Source organism: Bradyrhizobium sp. HKCCYLR20261 (genome assembly GCF_051168435.1).
Lineage (GTDB): Bacteria > Pseudomonadota > Alphaproteobacteria > Rhizobiales > Xanthobacteraceae > Bradyrhizobium.
In genome coordinates this window covers 398725-414222 of record NZ_JBNPUZ010000004.1, presented here as the reverse complement: position 1 = coordinate 414222, position 15498 = coordinate 398725, and the positions used below count along the sequence as shown (strand labels likewise).

Below are 15498 nucleotides of genomic sequence, written 5' to 3'. Positions count from 1 at the left end.
TCCCTTGGGGGTCAGCGAGGGAGCTGTTGCAGGCGGTGCCGGAACCGCGCCAGCGCGCGGCCGAACACGGCTTCGTCGGCGGTCGCGCGGGCCAGCACCAGGGCCCCCTGAATGCCGAGCACCACCTCCTCGGCACCATCGACGGCCTGGTCGGCCGGCCAGCCGGCGCGCATCAGCGCATCGCGCAAGCTTGCGATCCAGCGCGTGAAATAGCTGGCGATGTCGGCCGCAAAGCGATCGCGCGTCTCGTCGAGCGCGAAGGCGCCGACGAGGCACACCCGGCGGCCGGACCGGAAGTAGTCGTCGACACCCCGCCACATCTGCGCGACGGCGTCGTCGGGCGGACCGTCGCGCAGCGGCGCATAGATCTCGCGCTCGAACCAGCCGTCGACATGCGCCAGCACGGCGCGCGCCATCTCATCCTTCCCGCCGGGGAAGAAGTGATACAGGCTGCCCTTGCCCAGTCCCGTCTTCTCGGTGATGCGGCTGAGCGAGGTGCCCTCGAAGCCGAACTCGCGGAACACCTCGGCGACCAGCGGCACGACATCGGCGCGCTCGTTGAGCGTCCGCATGGCGCGCGCTCAGAGCCCCAGGTCGGACAGGCCGGGATGATCGTCCGGGCGCCGTCCGAGCGGCCAGTGGAATTTGCGGTCAGCCTCCTTGATCGGGAGATCGTTGATGCAGGCGTAGCGCCGTTGCATCAGGCCTTCGCCGTCGAACTCCCAGTTCTCGTTGCCGTAGGAGCGGAACCAGTTGCCGCTGTCGTCATGCCACTCATAGGCGAAGCGCACCGCAATCCGATTGTCAGTGTAGGCCCAGATCTCCTTGATCAGGCGATAGTCGAGCTCCTTCGCCCATTTGCGGGTGAGGAAGGCAACGATCTCGGCGCGGCCGTTGACGAACTCGGCGCGATTCCGCCAGCGGCTGTCCGGCGTGTAGACCTTCGACACCCGCTCAGGGTCGCGGCTGTTCCAGCCGTCCTCGGCCATCCTCACCTTCTGGGTGGCGGTTTGCAACGTGAAGGGCGGTGCGAGGGCGCTCATGGGAGATCTCCATCTGTACTGCTTGGATAACTCTGTACCATTCAGTACAACATGTCAACAACCCTTCAGGTCAACTCCCTTGATCAGCGCCGATCGGACGGTGGCTGCATGAGGCGTTGCGTCACTCGCCTTCAAGGTGTGAACCTACCGCCTGGACGATTTGGGGCGGTCAGCACGCTTGTGGGCTCAACCGAAATTAGATGATCTGCTAAGGGAACTTGCCGGATCGCGGGGGACGACGCGGCCGCACGTTTGGGGATTTGGGACATGTCGAAGCTCACGCCGATTGGTGAGTGCCTGCTGTGGACGCCTGAGCTGATCTGGGTGAACGCGGTCTCCGACCTGCTCATTTCCTTCGCCTTCTTCGCCATCGCCTTCGTCCTGGCCTACATCGTCTATCGCCGCCGCGACTTTCAGTTCAGCTACATCTTCTGGGCGTTCGCGCTGTGGGTGTCGATCTGCGGCCTGACACGGCTGATCGAGGTTCTCACCATCTGGGTGCCGGCCTACGTGCTCGAGGCGACCACCAAGGGCTTCCTGGCCTTCATGTCGGCCGGCATCGCCGCGGCGCTGCTGCTGTTGCTGCCGCGCGTGCTGACGATGCCGTCCCGCGCCGAGCTGAAGCACGCCTATGCGCAGCTCGAGGAGGAGACGCGGCAGCGCCGCACCGCGGAAGCGATGGTCAAGCGCTTCCAGGAGATCGAGGCCACCGAGGCGCAGGTGCGCCAGGCCCAGAAGATGGAAGCGATCGGCCAGCTCACCGGCGGCGTCGCGCACGATTTCAACAACATCCTCACCGTGATCACGGGCACGATCGAGATCCTCGCCGAGGCCGTGAAGGACCGTCCGCAACTCGTGCAGATCACGAGCCTCATCAACTCCGCGGCGGCGCGCGGCGCGGACCTGACCAAGCACCTGCTGGCGTTCGCGCGGCGCCAGCCGCTGCAGCCGCGCAGCGTCGACATCAACGGCATGGTGGTCGACACCGCCCGCCTGCTGCGGCGGACGCTCGGCGAGCAGATCGAGATCGAATCCATGCTGGCGCACGATTCGGCGCCGGCCATGATCGATCCCAGCCAGCTCTCGACCGCGATCCTCAACCTCGCGCTGAACGCGCGCGACGCCATGCCCGAGGGCGGCAAGCTCACGCTCGAAACCAAGAACGTGCTGCTCGACGACGCCTATGCGCGGATGAATCCGGAGGTGATCCCCGGCAACTACGTGATGATCGCGGTCAGCGACACCGGCGTCGGCATTCCGGCCAATTTGCTGGACAAGGTGTTCGAGCCGTTCTTCACCACCAAGGACGTCGGCAAGGGCGTGGGCCTCGGGCTGAGCATGGTCTATGGCTTCGTCAAGCAGTCCAACGGCCATATCAAGATTTACAGCGAGCCGGGGCACGGCACTTCGGTGAAGCTGTATCTGCCGCAAGCCAACCGTGACGCCGACGCAGCGCTGGCAGACATCAGCATGGCCGGCATGGAGCGCGGCGACGAATCCATCCTGATCGTGGAAGACGACTCCCTGGTGCGCGAATATGTGATCGCCCAGATCAAGCGGCTCGGCTACACCACGCTCGCCGCCAGCAAGGCCGACGAGGCGCTGGCGCTGATCGACAGCCCCGTCCGCATCGATCTGCTGTTCACCGACATCATCATGCCCGGCGGCATGAACGGCCGGCAGCTCGCAATCGAGGCGCTCAAGCGGCGGCCGAACCTCAAGGTGCTGTACACCTCGGGCTATACGGAAAACGCCATCGTGCACCACGGCCGCCTCGATGCCGGCGTGCTGCTCTTGACCAAGCCCTATCAGAGTGCCGATCTCGCCCGCATGATCCGCACGGCGCTGAATGCGTGACCCAAAGGACCGGCGCCGGGAACGGCGCCGGCTGATCCGCCCGCCGCATGCGCGCGTTTCATGAGCGGCTGGCGCAAGGTCGATCAGCAGGATCGATCAGGGGAGTCGAGGTCGAGTGAATGATTGATATGTTCCGGCGCTGGCTGGCCGCCGTCCAGGCCTATGCGACGACTGACGATCCGCTATCCGACATTGCCGCCAAGGTCGCGCTGGTCATCGTCTCCAACCAGCCGTTCTATCCGCTCTATCTGCATGCGATCGCCGGCACCGCGGCCTGGCCCGCCTGGCTCACGCTCCTGACGTTGCCGCTGTTCGCCGGCGTGCCCGTGCTCGCACGCCGCGATCCGTTCGCTGGCCGCGCCCTGATGGTCCTCACCGGCACCGGCAACACCGTGTTTTCCGTCAAGCTGTTCGGCATCCACAGCGGCGTCGAGCTATTCCTCATTCCCTGTGCCCTGCTCGGCGCGCTGTTGTTTCGCCCCGAGGAACGGCTGCGGTCGTTGCCGCTGCTGGGATTGCCGTTCGCCTGCTATCTGGTCGTCGACGCCCATCTCGGCGATCCGCTGATGCGCGTCGCCGAAACCCACTACGCCTCGCTGGTCTCCATCAACGCCATGAGCGTCGGCGCGCTCACCGCGCTCATCGGCCTGCTCGCCGCAGCCCGCATGGCTCCCGAGTAACGGCGCCGGAGTAACGGACCGGCAGCGTCATTGGCGTGGCGTCGCGGCGGCCCAGATCGCAGCATGGCCGACGCCGCGGCGCCGTCGGTCCCACATCTGCGCGTAGAGATCCTCGAGCGATCTGGCGAAGGCCGGCACATCGAACAAGGGGGCGACCAGGCGGTTGCGCCGAAGCCTCGCCTTGGCTGCCTGCAGCAGGTCGGGCTCGGCCGCAAGCGTCAGCGCGACCGCGACGTAATCCGCTTCGTCGGACGCAATCAGCTCGGACAGGCCGACCGCATGCAGCAGGCTGCCCGCCACCCGCGACGCCAGCGTATCCCCCGCGCAGGTGAGGATCGGCACGCCCGCCCAGAGCGCATCGCTCGCTGTGGTGTGCGCGCCGTACGGCGCGGTATCCAGCACCAGATCAGCCAGCTGCAGCCGGCGGAGATGCGCCTCCTGATCGAGCTCTGGTGCGAACACCAGGCGGTCCGGCGACACGCCGCGGCGTAGCGCCTCGCCGCGCAGATTGCCCTGTGCCTGATCCGAGGCGAGCAGCCACAGCACGCTGTCCGGTGTCTCAGAAGGCAGCCGGCACCAGATGTCGAACACGTCGGGCGTGAACTTGTAGGCCTGATTGAAGCAGCAGAACACGAAGCCGGATTCCGGCAGGCCGACATCGGCGCGCCCCGGGGGCGGCCCGAAACTGGCCCGGCCATGCGGCTGGTAGGAATGCGGCATATAGGCGAAGCTCTCGGCGTAATCGGCCGCGGCCGAGGCCGGCGTGATGAACGCGTCCGTGATGATGTAGTCGCAGATGTCGCCGCCGAGCGTGCCGGGGTAGCCGAGGAAGTTCACCTGGACGGGCGCCGGATGCAGCATCAGGATTCCGGTGCGGGCGCCGCGCGTAAACCCCTTCAGGTCGACCAGGATGTCGATGGCAGCCGCATGGACCGCACTTGCGGCGTCGCTATCGCTCAGCGACGTGATGTCGTGAAAGACGTCGAAGGCGCGGCTGAGCCGGCCGCGCATCAGGCCGCCGTCATCGGCTCCAAACGAGAACGCGTGCAGCTCGCAACGTGTCCGGTCGTTGGCCTCCAGCGCCTCGATCAGCAGATGCGCGGTCGCATGATCGTGGAAGTCGTTTGACAGGTAACCGACACGAAGTTTGTCGCGAACCCCCAGATCGAAGCGGAAGTTTAGGCGGGTTCGCTCCGCGCCGCTCGCGGCCAGGCGATCCCGCGTCCACAGCTCAGAGCAGACGCGATGGTCCCGCGCGCTCATTCCGGGCACGGACAGCATCAGGAACGGGGGAATCTGCCCCGACCGCGCTCCCGCCAGCGCCAGGCGGGCCTCGATCGATGACTGGGCGAAATCATCCCAGGCGCACATGCCACGGTCGCGACCGAACGCTCTCATCGAGTCCCCTCGTCGCCGGAGCCGCCGGCCGCCTTAGGCTCAGCAAGTCCTGCGCCAGCTCTGGGATCACCAAGCGATCTCCCTTCGAAGCTCGCTTTCGCGGAGACACACCGCCGCCATCCCCTCCGCCGTCATCCCGGACAAGCCCTGACAGCGCGACAGCGTTGGCAGGGCGCAGATCCGGGATCCATAGCCACAGGCCGATGGGTGGCGACGACTCGGAGTGGCGATCGTGCCTCAAACGCTGCCGGGGATTATGGGTCCCGGGTCGGCGCCTGACATCGCTGCGCGACGTCCGGCTTGCCCGGGACGACAGCAGTTTTCGGAGACCTAGCGGGGCCAATCACTCGGCGAGACCTTCGACGCCTGAGTCGCCCGTCGGGCAGGTCGATCCGCTCCAGGTCGAGCTCACATATCGACGAAACGACATGCTCCGAAAAACTCATTTCACCCGCCGGCTCAACGCGATGACCTCTGTCCAGACGCCACCGCAAAAATATTCCGCTTTCGTTTTTCCGGAATTCATAGTCTGATGTCCCCATACCGCCTCGGGCAGAGGGCGTATCGCGGTCGTCACGGCACGCGAGGCGGGGAGCGATGGCCGCAGTGGATCGCAGCATGCCCAAGGGCATGCCGACGAACGGTTCGTTGCGGACGGTGAAGTCGTGTGGTTCTGACACCCCGATGCTGGTGTCCCGCGCAACGCGAAAGCGTTGTCGCGATACGGTGGCCAGAAAGCCCGGTGCACCGAGAAGAGCACGTATAAGCCGTAGCCCATTGCGCAGGGAGGGCCGGTCGTCGGCCGAACCTGTGGTTCCTGCCCCGTGCATTCTTCTCGCACGGGGGCCACGGGCACCGGTCGGTGCCTGGTCTTCCCTGCCCCTCTCGCTCGGAGAGGGTCCATCGGCACACCAACTCGGGCGCGGATTGCGCCGCGGGGCTGCTCGGCTGCGACCTTGCGACTACGCCGCGGCCATCTGCCAGGCGGGCGGCGTGTAGGACGGCGTATGATAGTTCATGTTTGCAGGCGGCTGCGACGGCACCTGGCGCGCGATAAAGTAATCCTCGAGCTCGGCGACCGCGCGGCTTTCCCATTCGGCCGCCTGCGCCAGCAGCGACTCGCGCTGATGCGGCCGGAATGCCGCCGTCTGCCGGTACAAGGAGGCGATGGTGCGATAGCGCCGCACGTTTTCGAGAACCGCTTCCCCATTCATCATGACTGCTCTCCCCTCTCCGTCCCCCCAGGACGACGGAGGCGACGGTGCACCCGCGCGTTTTGCGAAATCGTTAGCGGCCCGCGTCAGTGCTGCGGATGGTTGGCAAATCGTTGCCTAATGAGATGCGTCAATTTGTCCGCATCCGTCTGGACGGCGGTCGAGACGCGGCGGCCTCCCGTATCACTGAACCGCTGTGCCCATTAGGAGTCGGGTTTACAACGACTTAGGGTTAACGGCACAACGGAGAATTGTGACGACATCACAGATACTTACGACGGCGAGTGTTGTAGTTGGACTACAGCACAACAAATCGGATTGTGAGATGAGTGTGTCCGAACGTTGCTCATTTGATTTGAGGATTGTGACCGATGAAGACGCTCGTCTCCGCAACCGCCCTGCTCCTCGCGACCTCGGTCGGCGCTTTCGCCGCAGACCTTCCGGCCCGCTACACCAAGGCTCCGCCTCCGGCCGCGATCTACAATTGGACCGGCGGCTACTTCGGCGGCAACGTCGGCTATGGCTGGGGCCGCTCGAACCTCGGCACGACCCTCGATCAGACCAGCAGCTGGGCGGCCGAAGGCGTCGCCTTCCAGAATACGTTTGTCGCCCTCAGCAACAACCGGCTCAATCCCGCCGGCATCGTCGGCGGCTTGCAGGCGGGCTACAATTGGCAGAGCGGCCCGGGTGTGTTCGGCATCGAGGCCGACATCAACGGATCGGACATCAACAAGCGCCTGATCGTCACGGGCCCGAATCCGCCGACGACGCGCACGTTCAACGAGACCATCCGCACCGACTGGTTCATGACCCTGCGCGGCCGCGCGGGTGTCGCCGTCGACACCACGCTGTTCTATGTCACGGGCGGTCTCGCCGTCGGCAACGTCAAGGGCAGCTGGGATCTGACCTCGGGCAACGGCTACGCCAAGACCGCGTCTGCCAACGTGACGAAGGCCGGCTGGACGGTCGGCGCCGGCGTCGAGCATGCGTTCGCCCCGAACTGGACGGTGAAGGCCGAGTACCTCTACACCGACCTCGGCAACATCAGCTACGCCTCGACCTATTCCCCCGGCAGCACGTTTGCTCCTCCCGGCTTCAACTACCGGGAAAATCTGTCGCAGGATTTCTCGTTCCACACCGTCCGGGTCGGCGTGAACTACAAGTTCGGCAGCCCGGTCGTCGCGCGCTACTGATCGCGACCGCAACGATTCGCAAAAGCCTCGGCTCCGCCGAGGCTTTTTTGCTGAGCTTCAGGCCGCCGCGATGGCGGTCCGGAAGCGGCGCAAGGTCAGCCACAGCACCAGCGCGGCGGTCACGGCCACGGCGACGAATTGCGGCCAGACGACATCGAGGCCCGCGCCGCGATAGAGGATCGACTGCGCGAACGAGACGAAGTGCGTCGAGGGCGAGGCCTTCATGATCGTCGACAGCCAGACCGGCTGGCTCTCCACCGGCGTCATCCCGCCGGACAGCATGTTGATCGGCACCGCGACGAGAATGTAGAGCAGCCCGAGCTGCGGCATCGACCGCGCGATCGTGCCGAGGAACAGCCCGACCGATGTGGCGAAGAACAAGTAAAGCACGGTGCCGCCGAGGAACAGCGGGATCGAGCCCATGATCGGCACCTGCAGATACCATCTGACGACGAGATACAGGGCCACGGCAACCGCCACCGCGATCACCAGCGCATTGGCCCAGATTTTCGACATCGCAATCTCGAACGGCGACAGCGGCATCACCAGCAGATGATCCATGGTGCCGTGCTCGCGCTCGCGCACCAGCGCGGCCCCGGCCAGGATGATCGCCAGCATGGTCACGCTGTTGATGATGCCCATCACGCCCTCGAACCACGCGGTCGTGACGTTGGGATTGAACGCGATCCGCGTCACCAGATTGACCGGAGCCTGCGACGGCGTCTCGGAGCGGGCGACGAACCAGGCGACCTCGGTATCGATGATCTGAAGCGCGTAACCGGAGCCGATGCCGGCCTGGATCATCGCGGTCGCATCGACATTGACCTGAACCGACGGCTTGCGGCCGGCGAGAACATCGCGCTGGAAGTTCGGCGGGATGTCGAGCACGAAGGTGAAGCGGCCGCTGTTCATCAGCGGCTCGATCTGGTCCTGACGGATGTGCACCGGCGTCTGGTAATACGGCGGCAGGAACGCCTTGGTGATGCGGCGAGACAGCTCGGAATGGTCCTCGTCGACCACCGCGATCGAGGCGCGGTGCAGCTCCTGCGAGCTGCTCTGCGCCTGGCTGATGACGGCGACCGTGAACGAATAGATCACGAGCCCGATCAGCACGACATCGCCGAACAGGCTGCGCAGCTCCTTGGTGCCCAGCCAGAAGATGTTGGACAGCGACCGCAGCATGGCTCAGTGCTCCTGCTTCGGAAGCATCAGGAGGCTGACCGCGGTCAGCGCGGGAATGAAGACCAGCAGCGCCAGGATGTCCATGCCGACATCGGCAAAACCCAATCCCTTGGTGAAGGTGCCGACCGTGATCGGCCGGTAGTAGGTCATCGGAAAGCCCATGCCGATCAGCCGCGCGGCGCCGGACAGCGAGGAGACCGGGACCAGCATTCCGGAGAACTGTGTCGCCGGCAGCACGGTCAGGATCGCGGTGCCGAACAGCGCCGCGATCTGGGTGCGGCAGAAGGTCGAGATCAGCATGCCGAAACCGGTCGTCGTGAACACATAGACGAAGGTGCCGGCGAGCAGCGGCAGGAAGGCGCCCTTCAGCGGCACCCGGAACAGCACCAGCGCCATGACGAACATCAGCACGAAATTCGTCAGCGCGACGCCGACATAGGGCAGCTGCTTGCCGATCAGGAACTCCAGCCGCGTCACCGGTGTGACGTAGAGATTAGTGATCGAGCCGAGCTCCTTCTCGCGCACCACCGCCAGCGCCATCAGGATCGCCGGGAACAGCGCCAGCAGCAGCGCGATCGTGCTCGGCGCCATCGCATAGATGCTGTCGAACGCCTGATTGTACTTGAAGCGGATCTCGACATTGACCGGCGCCGCGGGCAGCGCCTGCGTCGTCTTCACCGCGGGATCGGACAGATAGAGCTGGTGCGTGCCTTCGAGATAGCCACGGATGGTCTCGGCGCGGAACGGCATTGCGCCGTCGATCCAGGCCGAGACGAACACCGGCCGTCCCCGCTTGAGATCGACGCCGAAATTCGGCGGGATCTCGATCGAGGCCTTGATGTCGCCGCTCTTCATGCGCCGCTCCAGCTCGGCATAGTCGGCGAGCGGCGGCTTCTCCACGAAGTAGCGCGATCCCCTGAGCTCGGCGAGATAGGCGCGGCTTTCCGGCGACTGGTCGCGGTCGAGCGCGGCAAAGGTGAGATTGTTGACATCGGTGGAGATGCCGAAGCCGATCACGATCATCAGGAACGCGGTGCCGAACAGCGCGAACATCAGCCGGATCGGATCGCGGATCAGCTCCAGGCCCTCGCGGATCGTATAGGCCAGCAGCCGCCGCGAGCTGAAGGCGGGCTGGCGCTGGTCGCCCTGCGCTGCCGTTGCATGCGGCTGGTCGGGGCTCGCCTGGGTGAGAGTGACCGGCGGATCGGCGACGCCGGCGTCCTGCTCGAGGAAGGCGATGAAGGCCTGTTCGAGCGTCTGCGCTCCCTTGGCCGCGATCAGCCCGTCCGGCGTGTCGGTGGCGAGCACGCGCCCCTCATGCATCAGCGACAGCCGGTCGCAGCGCGCGGCCTCGTTCATGAAATGCGTGGAGACGAAGATGGTCATCTCGTCCTGCCGCGACAATTCGATCAGCAGCCGCCAGAACTGGTTGCGCGCCACGGGATCGACCCCCGAGGTTGGCTCGTCCAGGATCAGCAGGTCGGGCTTGTGGACGATCGCCACCGCGAGCGACAGCCGCTGCCGAATGCCGAGCGGCAGATCAGCGGCGAGACCGTCGACATGGTCGGCGAGATCACAGCGATCGATGAGCTCGGCGATCCGCTTGTCGGCGGTGGCGCCGGGCAGGTGAAACAGACGGGCATGCAGCACGAGGTTCTGCCGCACCGTGAGCTCGCCATACAGCGAGAACGCCTGCGACATGTAGCCGACCCGGCTGCGCGATTGATGGTTGCCGGCCTCCATCGAGCGGCCGAAGATCAGCGCCTCGCCCGCGGTCGGCGGCAAGAGCCCGGTGAGCATCTTCATCGTCGTGGTCTTGCCGCAGCCGTTCGAGCCGACGAAGCCGAAGATCTCGCCCTTGCGAATCGCGAAATTGACGCCGTCGACGGCGGTGAAATCGCCGAAGCGGCAAGTCAGGTCGCGCGCGACAATGACGGTCTCGTGGCTGCCGTCGAGTTCGGCCTTCGGCGGCATGGCCGCCTCGTCCCGTGCGGCGCCATCGGGCAGCAGCGCGACGAACGCATCCTCAATCGTCGCCGCGCCGGTCTGCGCCTTCAGCTCGTCCGGCGCGCCGGTCGCGAGCACGCGGCCATCGTTCATCGCGATCAGCCAGTCGAAACGCTCGGCCTCCTCCATGTAGGCGGTGGCGACGATGACGCTCATGCGGTTGGCGCTGCGCGCCCTGAGCCGGTCGATCAGGTCCCAGAACTGCCGCCGCGACAGCGGATCGACGCCGGTGGTCGGCTCGTCCAGGATCAGGAAGTCGGGATCGTGGATCAGCGAGCAGCACAGGCCGAGCTTCTGCTTCATGCCGCCGGACAATTTTTTCGCCGGCCGGTCGGCGAAGTCAGCCAAGGCCGTCGCGTCCAGCAGCTCGGCGATGCGCCAGTCGCGCTCGGCGCGGGATTGGCCGAACAGCCGGGCGAAGAACACGATGTTCTCGCGCACGCTGAGATCGGGATAGAGATTCTTGCCGAGACCCTGCGGCATGTAGGCGATCCGCGGGCAGACCTGCTCGCGCGCACGCCGGTCGGCCATGTCGGCGCCGAGCACGACGGCATCGCCCGACTGGATTGCGCGGGCGCCGGCCAGGATCGACAGCAGCGACGATTTGCCGACGCCGTCGGGGCCGATCAGGCCGACGACGCAGCCACCGGGAATCTTGAGCGAGACGTCGTCGAGGGCGGTGATCTCGCGATAGCGCTGGGACAGTTGCCTCACCACCGCGACGGGAGGCGCTGATGTGCTCATGGCGCAGCTTGCAGACGCGCGGGCCAGGCGGTGTCGGGATTCCAGCGGACATACGCCACGCCCGGCAGACCGCTGCGCACCGCGTCGGCATGGGCGGCGAGCCTGTCCTGGTCGACGCGCACGCGGATTCGGAACATCAGCTTGTCGCGCTCGCTGCGGGTCTCGACCGTCTTCGGCGTGAACTGCGCCTGGCTGGCGACGAACGAGACCTTCGCCGGGATCGGTCGATCCGGATAGGCGTCGAGCACGATGCGCGCGTCGCTGCCGATCTTGACCTTGCCGACCTCCTCGGTCGGCAGGAACACGTCCATGTAGACATAGCCGGTGTCGAGCATGGTGAAGACCTTGCCGCCGGCGCCCAGCACCTCGCCGACATTGGCGAGCCGATACTGGATGCGGCCCGGCTTCGGCGCGATCAGCGAATTGTCGGCGATCTGGACCATGTACAGCGCGACGTCGTGCCGGACCGCTTCCAGCGAGCGCTGCGCTTCCGATATCTTTGCTTGGGCGCCAGTCAGGCCGGCGGTCGCGGCGTCGAGCGCCTGCTGGCGCTGGTCGGCGAGCTCACGCGTCGTCCAGCCACTTTGCAGCAGGCTCCGCGTGCGCTCCATCTCCTGTTCGGCCAGCGTCTTCTGCGATTGCAGCTGCGCGAGATTGGCCTGCGCCTGATCGACCACATGCTGCGCCTGTTCGGCCTGGGCCTCTGCCTTCGACAGCGACTGCTGCAGCTCCTTGGTGTCCATGCGCGCCACGATCTGGCCGGCCTCGACGAGATCGCCGATATCGGCGCGCAGTTCGGCGACGCGGCCGGCATATTTGGTGGCGATATCGATCTCGTCCGCCTCGATACGACCATTGCTGACGCTGATGCCGAGCGGCAGCGGCGGGTGAAGCTGCTGCCACCACACGTAACCGCCGCCGCCCGCCGCGCCGAGAACAGCGAGCAGCAGCACCAGCGGCCACATCACCCGCTTCCGTTGCGGCTGATGCGCCACGGGAACGGGCATGGCGGGATGCGGCACCACCGTTGCGGCCTCAGTGCGCGGCTGTGGCACAAGCCTGGTATCGTTGACGCGCTCAGTTTCCTGCTGATCCATTCCAAGACGCCTTCGTCGCTGACGCAGGCGCTTGCTTTGCCATACGGCTCCCGAAAACCGTTGACTCAGCTCAACGGCGCGCAGCGTTCAGCCGCCGGGTGGCGTGGATCGCGATCACGTTTGGGTTACGGCTCCGTGCCGGACATCCTGGCTCTGGCCACGATCGCCACGGACTTCGCGCGGCGTCAGGCCATATTGGCGGCGGAACGAGCGGTTGAAGTGCGAGAGATCCCCGAAGCCGACATCATAGGCGATGCTGGCGATCCCGAGCTGGCCGTGGGCAGGATCGCACAGCATGCGATGGGCGTTCGCGAGGCGCAAACCGGCGAGGAATGCGGAGAAGGTCGTGCCGTCGATCTCGAACAGACGCTGCACATAGCGGGGCGTGACGTTCAACTTCGCCGCAAGCGTCGATACGGACACGTCGCGACGCCGGCTGTTGGCGACCAGAAACGATTTGGCGAGCTTGAGCCGGGCGGCGCGCAATCCGCGCGCGCGCATCGTCTCGGCCATGTCGACGGACGGACCGATCGCGAGCGCCAGCAGATCCTGGACGTGACGCACCGACAGATTCAAGAGCTGCGCATCGATCGCACCGCCGCTGCTCATGAGCCAGCTCGCATAGTGATCGAGCAGTTGCAGCGCGCCGTGCCCTGCGGGAATCGGCCGCATCACCGCATCCTCGATGCTGAGATCGGCCGCTTCGATCATCACGCGCGGCACACGCAGGGTCAACGACCGGCCGTTGCTCGCGCGATGGAACGCGCACGGCTCGGCGCCGCTCAGGATCACCGCATCGCCTTCGCGCAGCTCCTGAGCCTGATGCGCGGCTTCCACGAATGCGGTCCCCTCGCGATTGATGGCGAGCAGCACGGTGTCGGCGCCCTCGGTCAGATGTCGGCCGGATCGCGAGATCCGCGCCGGCGTCGCCCAGGCATCGAACAGCTGCAATCCGGGCAGCGCCAGCGCGCGATTATGCGCCTTGAAGGCGACGTCCGGCGCGGGCTCAAAGTCCACCCGCAGCATCACCTGGCCGTAATGCTCGCGCCAGAACGCAGCCCGTTCGTGCTCCGCGATCCGGTCGGTCGAAAACTCGACGATCTGAGAATTGAGACCCGACATGCAATCACCCGCGACTGATCCGATTGCGACCGAGAATGGTTCGCTCCGACGGTTCGATACCGTCATCTGCTTGCGGCAGGCGTCCTCTGATCAGGGGACGCGGGCTCACATGCGCTGCTCGAATGTGAACCGGATCACCTCTGATCGCCGCAGCCTCGGCATTCGTCGTCCAACGCCAAGACTCACGCGCATGGGAATGTTGCCGTCCGTCCCTCTCACAACCAATGAGGACGAGGATGACACTGTCTGGACGATGTTTTTGCGGAGCCGTCGAAATCGAGGTGACCGGGGCGCCGGAGGCCATGGGCTATTGCCACTGCCGCTCCTGCCGGTCGTGGTCGGGCGGCCCGGTCAATGCCTTCAGTCTCTGGAAGCCGGATGCGGTCAGGATCACATCGGGCGCGGAGCACGTGGCGATGTTTCAGAAGACGGCGCTGAGCCAGCGGCAATACTGCACGAAATGCGGCGGGCATCTGATGACCAACCACCCGCCGCTCGGGCTGATCGACGTGTTCGCGGCGACCCTGCCCGAGCTTGCGTTCCAGCCCGCGGTCCACGTCAACTATGCGGAAACGGTGCTGCCGATGCGCGACGGACTGCCGAAGCTGAAGGATTTTCCGCGCGAGTTCGGCGGCTCGGGCGACACTGTGCCCGAATAGCCCGGCACGCAGCGAGCCTGGAGGACTCGTCGCCTCCAGGCTCTCGGCCTCGGCCGGTCGGAACCGGTGAACCTGTCGCGGCGCATGGCGACTCACAAGGGACTATCATCCACCCGTCAGGGTTGACATTGCAGACCCGCGCGACCGGCCCGGGCCATTGCAGCGAGGTGACCGTGACGAGCGAGCTCTACGCGCAGGCGCTGGACGCCATCTATCAGGGCTTTGCGGACCCTGATGGCATCACCGACACGCTCGGCTCGATCCGGACACTGATTGGCGCCGAGGGCGCCACATTGGAAGTGATCGACACGACCACGTCGCGCCCGCTGGTCTTTCATAGCAGCGGCGTCGCCTCGGCCGAGGGCGACGACTATCTGGCTCATTTCGCGCCACGCAATCCCCGCCTGGCGGTCGCGGCGCGTCAGCGCCGAGGCGAGCTGTGCTGGGACTATCAGGTCATGGACGAACGCGCGATGAGCCGGGACCCGTTCTACGCGGAGTTCCTGCCGCGGGCCGGGCTCCGCTACTTCGTCTCCGCAGTGATCGAGCACACGCCTCGGCAATTCGTCGCCCTCACCTTGCAGCGCGCGCGACGACAAGGTCATGTCGGATCGGCCGAGATCGCGCAGCTGCGGCGTCTGACACCGCATCTGCAACGCGCCTATGATTGGCGGCGGCGTTTTGGCGCGGCGTCAGGCGAGTTCGACACGCGAGCGCTCGACCTTCTGACGGACGGCGTCGCGCTGCTCGGCGCGAAGGGCCAGGTCGTCTATCTCAATCCGAGCCTGCAGGCGATGTCGGCAGAAGGCGGCCTGCTTCGGATCGATCAGCGCGGCATTCACTTCCGCTCCGGCGATGTCAGCCGCCGCTTTGCCCGCGCTCTTGGCGCGGTCGCCGGGATCGGAAACCTTGCCGGCGAGGAGACGGCGATCGATTTCCTGGCGCCTCGCACCGACGGCCTGCCGCCATGCACGATTTCACTGCGCGCGCTGCCGCGCGTCCGCTTGCGCTCAGACCTTCCCGACGCGGCCGCGATCATGCTGGTGCGCGATCCGCTGACCGATCGCGCGGCGGCGCGGCTGCTGCAGGAGCTGCATGGACTGACCCGGGCGGAGGCCCAGCTCGCCTGCGCCCTGAGCGGCGGCATGACGGCTGTCGAATATGCGGCCCATCGCGGCGTCAAGGTCACCACGGTCTATACGCATCTGAAGCGCACGCGCGAGAAGACGGGATGGCGCGGCGTCGCCGAGCTGACCCGGCGCGTGCAGGAAATCTCGATCGGGCTTCGAATGAACTGATCCG

13 protein-coding genes are annotated in these 15498 nt (G+C 66.0%); 5 read left to right on the top strand and 8 right to left on the bottom strand.

Features of this window, described 5'->3' with window-relative positions:
* Positions 1-11 precede the first annotated feature (11 nt).
* Together ACQR1L_RS11980 and ACQR1L_RS11975 are read right to left on the bottom strand one after the other, a co-directional pair.
* Positions 12-572 (bottom strand): TetR/AcrR family transcriptional regulator, encoded by a 561-nt coding sequence (locus ACQR1L_RS11980; protein ID WP_434858153.1) that lies wholly within the window; start codon positions 570-572, stop codon positions 12-14.
* Positions 573-581: 9 nt separating this feature from the next.
* Entirely contained in the window at positions 582-1043 is a 462-nt protein-coding gene (locus ACQR1L_RS11975) for a DUF1348 family protein (RefSeq protein WP_434858152.1), read from the bottom strand.
* A 267-nt stretch (positions 1044-1310) separates the two neighbouring features.
* Here ACQR1L_RS11975 and ACQR1L_RS11970 point away from each other — a divergent pair, with 267 nt between their 5' ends.
* A complete protein-coding gene (locus ACQR1L_RS11970; protein ID WP_434858151.1) occupies positions 1311-2900 on the top strand; it encodes an ATP-binding protein in 1590 nt (529 codons plus the stop codon).
* A 119-nt stretch (positions 2901-3019) separates the two neighbouring features.
* Positions 3020-3580 carry a hypothetical protein gene (locus ACQR1L_RS11965; RefSeq protein ID WP_434858150.1) on the top strand — a complete coding sequence of 187 codons (561 nt, stop codon included), beginning with the start codon at positions 3020-3022 and terminating at the stop codon, positions 3578-3580.
* A gap of 27 nt (positions 3581-3607) precedes the next feature.
* Here ACQR1L_RS11965 and ACQR1L_RS11960 read toward each other — a convergent pair whose 3' ends face one another.
* Together ACQR1L_RS11960 and ACQR1L_RS11955 are read right to left on the bottom strand one after the other, a co-directional pair.
* Positions 3608-4978: a UDP-N-acetylglucosamine-peptide N-acetylglucosaminyltransferase gene (locus ACQR1L_RS11960; RefSeq protein ID WP_434858149.1), complete on the bottom strand. Its 1371-nt coding sequence runs from the start codon at positions 4976-4978 to the stop codon at positions 3608-3610.
* Positions 4979-5940: 962 nt separating this feature from the next.
* Positions 5941-6195: a hypothetical protein gene (locus tag ACQR1L_RS11955; protein ID WP_434858148.1), complete on the bottom strand. Its 255-nt coding sequence runs from the start codon at positions 6193-6195 to the stop codon at positions 5941-5943.
* 368 nt (positions 6196-6563) lie between these two features.
* On the opposite strand from ACQR1L_RS11955, the gene ACQR1L_RS11950 reads away from it, so the two are divergent.
* Entirely contained in the window at positions 6564-7385 is an 822-nt protein-coding gene (locus ACQR1L_RS11950) for an outer membrane protein (RefSeq protein ID WP_434858147.1), read from the top strand.
* 57 nt (positions 7386-7442) lie between these two features.
* On the opposite strand, the gene ACQR1L_RS11945 is transcribed toward ACQR1L_RS11950, so the two are convergent.
* The 4 genes from ACQR1L_RS11945 to ACQR1L_RS11930 all read right to left on the bottom strand — a co-directional run bounded on the left by ACQR1L_RS11945 (position 7443) and on the right by ACQR1L_RS11930 (position 13537).
* Positions 7443-8567, bottom strand: a complete 1125-nt coding sequence (locus tag ACQR1L_RS11945; protein ID WP_434858146.1) for an ABC transporter permease — start codon at positions 8565-8567, stop codon at positions 7443-7445.
* 3 nt (positions 8568-8570) lie between these two features.
* Positions 8571-11318 (bottom strand): ribosome-associated ATPase/putative transporter RbbA, encoded by a 2748-nt coding sequence (rbbA, locus tag ACQR1L_RS11940; protein WP_434858145.1) that lies wholly within the window; start codon positions 11316-11318, stop codon positions 8571-8573.
* A complete protein-coding gene (locus ACQR1L_RS11935) occupies positions 11315-12415 on the bottom strand; it encodes an HlyD family secretion protein (RefSeq protein WP_434858144.1) in 1101 nt (366 codons plus the stop codon). Before ACQR1L_RS11935 ends, rbbA begins: the two co-directional genes overlap by 4 nt.
* 114 nt (positions 12416-12529) lie before the next feature.
* Positions 12530-13537 (bottom strand): AraC family transcriptional regulator, encoded by a 1008-nt coding sequence (locus ACQR1L_RS11930; RefSeq protein WP_434858143.1) that lies wholly within the window; start codon positions 13535-13537, stop codon positions 12530-12532.
* Positions 13538-13773: 236 nt separating this feature from the next.
* On the opposite strand from ACQR1L_RS11930, the gene ACQR1L_RS11925 reads away from it, so the two are divergent.
* Both ACQR1L_RS11925 and ACQR1L_RS11920 read left to right on the top strand, forming a co-directional pair.
* Positions 13774-14196 (top strand): GFA family protein, encoded by a 423-nt coding sequence (locus ACQR1L_RS11925; RefSeq protein WP_434858142.1) that lies wholly within the window; start codon positions 13774-13776, stop codon positions 14194-14196.
* 173 nt (positions 14197-14369) lie between these two features.
* The gene (locus ACQR1L_RS11920) at positions 14370-15494 is read left to right on the top strand and encodes a helix-turn-helix transcriptional regulator (RefSeq protein WP_434858141.1); all 1125 of its coding nucleotides are present in this window, start codon (positions 14370-14372) and stop codon (positions 15492-15494) included.
* The last annotated feature ends 4 nt before the right edge of the window (positions 15495-15498 follow it).

Coding starts and splice junctions, on each gene's coding strand:
- ACQR1L_RS11980 (WP_434858153.1), bottom strand. CDS start 572: ATGCGGACGCTCAACGAGCGCGCCGATGTCGTGCCGCTGGTCGCCGAG.
- ACQR1L_RS11975 (WP_434858152.1), bottom strand. CDS start 1,043: ATGAGCGCCCTCGCACCGCCCTTCACGTTGCAAACCGCCACCCAGAAG.
- ACQR1L_RS11970 (WP_434858151.1), top strand. CDS start 1,311: ATGTCGAAGCTCACGCCGATTGGTGAGTGCCTGCTGTGGACGCCTGAG.
- ACQR1L_RS11965 (WP_434858150.1), top strand. CDS start 3,020: ATGATTGATATGTTCCGGCGCTGGCTGGCCGCCGTCCAGGCCTATGCG.
- ACQR1L_RS11960 (WP_434858149.1), bottom strand. CDS start 4,978: ATGAGAGCGTTCGGTCGCGACCGTGGCATGTGCGCCTGGGATGATTTC.
- ACQR1L_RS11955 (WP_434858148.1), bottom strand. CDS start 6,195: ATGATGAATGGGGAAGCGGTTCTCGAAAACGTGCGGCGCTATCGCACC.
- ACQR1L_RS11950 (WP_434858147.1), top strand. CDS start 6,564: ATGAAGACGCTCGTCTCCGCAACCGCCCTGCTCCTCGCGACCTCGGTC.
- ACQR1L_RS11945 (WP_434858146.1), bottom strand. CDS start 8,567: ATGCTGCGGTCGCTGTCCAACATCTTCTGGCTGGGCACCAAGGAGCTG.
- rbbA (WP_434858145.1), bottom strand. CDS start 11,318: ATGAGCACATCAGCGCCTCCCGTCGCGGTGGTGAGGCAACTGTCCCAG.
- ACQR1L_RS11935 (WP_434858144.1), bottom strand. CDS start 12,415: ATGGATCAGCAGGAAACTGAGCGCGTCAACGATACCAGGCTTGTGCCA.
- ACQR1L_RS11930 (WP_434858143.1), bottom strand. CDS start 13,537: ATGTCGGGTCTCAATTCTCAGATCGTCGAGTTTTCGACCGACCGGATC.
- ACQR1L_RS11925 (WP_434858142.1), top strand. CDS start 13,774: ATGACACTGTCTGGACGATGTTTTTGCGGAGCCGTCGAAATCGAGGTG.